The organism is Nosocomiicoccus sp. HMSC067E10, assembly GCF_001810835.1.
GTDB classification, from domain to species: domain Bacteria; phylum Bacillota; class Bacilli; order Staphylococcales; family Salinicoccaceae; genus Nosocomiicoccus; species Nosocomiicoccus ampullae_A.
The window spans coordinates 3,461-8,253 of sequence record NZ_KV802779.1 but is presented as its reverse complement, the minus strand read 5'-3'; the positions used below and the strand labels follow the sequence as shown (position 1 = coordinate 8,253).

Here is a 4,793-nt window from a genome sequence, read left to right as displayed (position 1 = left end):
CAATATATCTAACAGATTCGACTATTTTTTGTTAATAAAATCGGTCAGACAGTCTATTTTTATTTCTTATAAGAATTAAAACCTCGTCCATCTTTACATAACGAACGCACTCTAATCTCTTCCACCGACTCTTCGCATAAAAAGACCCCCGCATCACCGAGTGATGCGAGGGGTATACTCAATTACACAACGTCGTAGCCTTGATCTTCGATTGCTTCTGACATTGCTTCTTTCGTAACACTGTCTTCATGTTTGACTGTAACGTCGCCGTTTTCTAAGTCAACTGTTGCTGATTGTACACCATCTAAATTGTTTAATGCTGTTTCTACAGCCTGTTTACAATGACCACATGTCATACCTTCGACTTTAATAATTGATTCCATTATATAATCACTCCTATAATTTTACACGTTTTAATCGTAATGCATTTGATACTACACTCACTGAACTAAATGCCATCGCAGCTCCAGCAACCCATGGTGCTAAAAGTCCTAAGGCTGCGATTGGTATTCCGAGTGTATTATAGAAAAACGCCCAGAATAAGTTTTGCTTAATATTACGAATAGTTTTATGGCTCAGTGAAATTGCTTTATGAATGAGTGTTAAGTCTTCACCGAGTATTGTTAAGTCCGCTGCTTCAATCGCAACGTCAGTCCCTGTTCCAATCGCAATACCAATGTCAGCGAGTGCTAAAGCTGGCGCGTCGTTTACACCGTCACCAACCATCCCTACTACTTTACCCGAATTTTGGTATTTTTTAACAACTTCTGCTTTTTCCTCTGGTAAAACTTCTGCAATGACTGTATCAATTCCAACAGTTCTTGCGATTGCTTCTGCAGTACGTTTATTGTCTCCAGTTAGCATGACGACCTCTAATCCGTCTTCATGGAGTAATTTTACCGCTTCTTTTGCAGTATCTTTTACAGTATCTAGTACAGCAATCGTTCCCTTATATTCTCCGTTTACTGCAACAATCATCGCTGTTTTACCGTCATATTCATAGACTTCCATATCATCTGCTGCTGATAAATTAACCGCTCGATCACGCATTAGTTTTCTCGTACCAACTAACACTTCTTTACTTTCAATCGTCGCTTCAATACCATGACCTGGTATTGCTTTAAAATCGTCGACAGATAATAATTCGAGTCCTTCACTTTTAGCGTATTTAACAATTGCATTTGCGAGCGGGTGCTCGGAATGATTCTCTGCACTTGCGAGCAATTGTAATGTCTCATCACTACCAGTATAATCTGTTACTTCTGGTGTACCATTCGTGATTGTACCTGTCTTATCTAAAATGATGGTGTCGAGTTGGTGTGTTTTCTCTAAGTGTTCTCCACCTTTAAAGAGAATTCCTTGCTCTGCACCTTTACCCGTACCAACCATAATTGACGTTGGTGTTGCAAGTCCTAACGCACATGGACATGCGATAACTAGTACTGACACACTCGCAACAAGTGCTGGTTCAACTTTACCTGTAATTAAATACCAAAGGATAAATGTCACAATTCCAATTCCAATAACGATTGGCACAAAGTAGTTTGAAATAACGTCTGCCATACGCTGAATAGGTGCTTTCACACCTTGTGCATCTTCAACGATTTTTACGATAGATTGAAGTGCAGTATCTTTACCTACTCTCGTCGCGCGCATTTCTAATGTACCGTTTTCGTTTACAGTCGATCCGATTAACTCGTCACCTTTATTTTTTTCGACTGGAATAGATTCACCTGTTAACATTGACTCATCGATTGATGAATTTCCTTTTAATACAATACCATCTACCGGTATCTTTTCACCAGGTTTAATCATTAATATATCGTCAACAACAACTTCTTCAACAGGAATCATTACTTCTTTTCCGTCACGAATGACTCTTGCTTCTCGCGCTTGCATATCAAGAAGTTTTGAAATTGCACTAGACGTTTCGGATTTTGCACGCGCTTCTAAATATTTACCGAATAAGATTAATGTAATAATAACTGCTGACGCTTCAAAGTATAAATGTGGTTCTGTACCAAATCTCATCCATTTATACGTCTCATATAAACTGAATAAGAATGCTGCACTTGTACCCATAACGACGAGTACGTCCATATTCGCGTTAAATGTTTTTAAATTTTTATAGGCACTCTTATAAAATTGCCAACCAATTATAAATTGTACGGGTGCCGCGAATGCAAGTTGAAACCAAGGATTCATGAAAATTGCTGGTAAATGAACACCAAGTAAGTGATCGAGCATCGTCAGTAAAAGTGGTGCCGAAAGAATCGCGCTAATAATGACTTTTCGTTTTAACTTTTCAGTTGCTTCATCTTTTTTAGTAGCACTGTCTGTGTCATCTTCTACTGTTTCAGCATCATATCCAATTTTTTGGATACGTTTAATAATGTCATACTCTGATAATTCTTGTTCGTTATATGTTACTGTCGCTTTTTCTGTCGTTAAGTTAACAGTCGCTGTTTCGACACTATCCATTTTGTTTAGTACTTTTTCGATTCGAGATGAACAAGACGCACACGTCATACCTGTAATATTAAACTCTGACGTCTTCATTTGAACGTCGTATCCAAGGTTTTTAATTTTATCTTTTACGTCTTTGGTCGATAACTTGTCATTATCATATTTAACTGTCGCGAGTTCAGTCGCGAGGTTCACTTGTGCATCTACGCCGTCCATTTTATTTAGTACTTTTTCAATACGTGAAGAACACGCACTACACGTCATGCCTGTAATTTTGAGCGTTTCTTTTTTCTCACTCATTCACTCACCTACTTTTTGAAAATTGTTTTAAAATACGCATTAACTCTTCGATATATTCGTCACCTTCACCTGTTTTTACTGCGTGTGAGACGCAATGTTTCATATGGCGCTCGGTTACTTCTAATCCAACATTATGAAGTGCGGATTCGATCGCACGAAGTTGAATTAAAATATCCATACAATATCTATCATCTTCGACCATTTTCTCAACACCTCTTACTTGCCCTTCAATTCTTTTTAGGCGGTTAAGAAGTTTCGTCTTTTCTTCATCGTGTCGAATTGTTTTATCTCTTTGCACGTCGTCACCTCTTTACCATTTATAACTCTATTATATACCCTATATGGGTATATTTCAAGTCGATGAAATACCTCCACAAATAAAAAACAGTTACGAAAATCGTAACTGTTTTTAATCTTCTTCTCGACCTGAATAATATAAATAAACGATTGCTAATAAAATAAGCACGACTGAGACGCTTAAAATTACGATCCACGTCATATGTTTTGGCATTGTTTTGACGTGGGACGTTTCACTTGTAAACGTGTTTTCTTCACCTTGAATATTTTTCTCCATAATTCTTGGCTGGAAGATTTGATATGCGTCACTTAAGTTAGCCGTCGCATCGTCGACTTCTTCTTGCGAAATATCTTCATTTACTATGCGCTGTAAAATACTCGCCGCTTCTTTTTTCGCTTCTCTTAACTCTGGTGTGATATTACTCTCAGGCACTTTTCCAACTTCAACGAGTAACGCACTCAAACGGTCTGTCTCGACGTTTGCTTTTGCGGTCGTATAAATCGATTCGACGTACGTTTTGTCGATGACGTTATTGTTTTTATCACGTACTTCAACAGCCACCTCATAAAGCGTACTCGGCTCAAGACCATCGACGACTGCTGTTAAATCTTGTGTCCTGTGAACGACAGAACCATTAACAATCACGTTATAATATTCTCCACTATAATCATCCCATGATAATGAAAAACCATCGCTTTTTACGTCAGTAATCGTAAACACTTTACGGTGCATATTTTCTAAAAATGCTGCCGTTTTTGGAGCGCGTGATGATAGTATATTACGCGTATCTTGACTTAAATAATAATACGCAAAACTTTCTGCAAAATACTCTTCGACGTATTTAAAATACGGTTGCCCTGGGAACATTTTTTCATATTCTTCAGCATGAATTTGAACGAATTCATCTTCTTTAGATATCGTCGTTCCGTCGACTAAAAAGCTGTCGACGATATGTCCAAACTCGTGTAATTCTAAATTCACGTCACCGTGATTATTTTTAATTCCAGGTTCACTCGCTCCGACTCTTACATACGACTGGAATCCTCCGAGCCCTGGTATGTTATCCCACGTATCAGTATGTCCGCGTGGTACGACACCTTTTAAATTACTAAACTCCGGGAACTCCGTCATCGGTAAATCCGATAGTATTATCGTGACACCACTCTGAGATACGTTTTCTAAAATACGCTGGTCAATTCGATTTAATCGACTGATGATGTTATTTACATGTGTTTCATTTTCTTCACTATTTTCACTTAATCGTACATCGATCATATCCATTAAGTACGGGCTGACCGACGTTTCATTTGCGACTGCTGTCATCGGTGACAGTAGCACAGCCGGTATGAGTAAAAAAGATAGCAAAATCTTTTTAATCGTACGCATTGCCTCACTCCTAGTTACGTCAATAGTACCATAACTACTTCAAGTCATCACTGGTGGTGTGTAAATTTTGACAAAGAAAAAAGAACCACCGTATTGAGCTGCACCCCTAAAGTTGGACACTAAAATCCAACTTTAGGGGTGTTTTTGTATGAAGTATAAAAAGCATAGCTTTGAATTTAAGGTAAAAGTAGTTAATGAATACCTAAATGGAGAAGGAGGATACAGATTTTTAGGTAAAAAATATAATATAAACAAGTCCCTTGTTGAAAAATGGGTGGGACAATATAAGACATATGGACATCAAGGACTCGCTAAATCTCTAGGCAATACTCAATATACTAGT

The 4,793-nt window shown here is 37.9% G+C and carries 5 protein-coding genes; 1 reads left to right on the top strand and 4 read right to left on the bottom strand.

The features are described from left to right. Positions 1-182: 182 nt before the first annotated feature. The 4 genes from copZ to HMPREF2767_RS07905 form a co-directional block, all read right to left on the bottom strand. Positions 183-383 (bottom strand): copper chaperone CopZ, encoded by a 201-nt coding sequence (gene copZ / locus HMPREF2767_RS07920; protein WP_083302093.1) that lies wholly within the window; start codon positions 381-383, stop codon positions 183-185. A gap of 13 nt (positions 384-396) precedes the next feature. After that, positions 397-2,766, bottom strand: a complete 2,370-nt coding sequence (locus HMPREF2767_RS07915; protein WP_070623763.1) for a heavy metal translocating P-type ATPase — start codon at positions 2,764-2,766, stop codon at positions 397-399. Between the two features lie 4 nt (positions 2,767-2,770). Next, positions 2,771-3,064: a metal-sensing transcriptional repressor gene (locus HMPREF2767_RS07910; protein ID WP_070623760.1), complete on the bottom strand. Its 294-nt coding sequence runs from the start codon at positions 3,062-3,064 to the stop codon at positions 2,771-2,773. A gap of 111 nt (positions 3,065-3,175) precedes the next feature. Further along, entirely contained in the window at positions 3,176-4,450 is a 1,275-nt protein-coding gene (locus tag HMPREF2767_RS07905; RefSeq protein ID WP_070623756.1) for an anthrax toxin lethal factor-related metalloendopeptidase, read from the bottom strand. A 148-nt stretch (positions 4,451-4,598) separates the two neighbouring features. On the opposite strand from HMPREF2767_RS07905, the gene HMPREF2767_RS08800 reads away from it, so the two are divergent. Then, positions 4,599-4,793 (top strand): helix-turn-helix domain-containing protein (locus HMPREF2767_RS08800; RefSeq protein WP_168162132.1); only part of this gene is annotated, 195 nt, incomplete at its 3' end.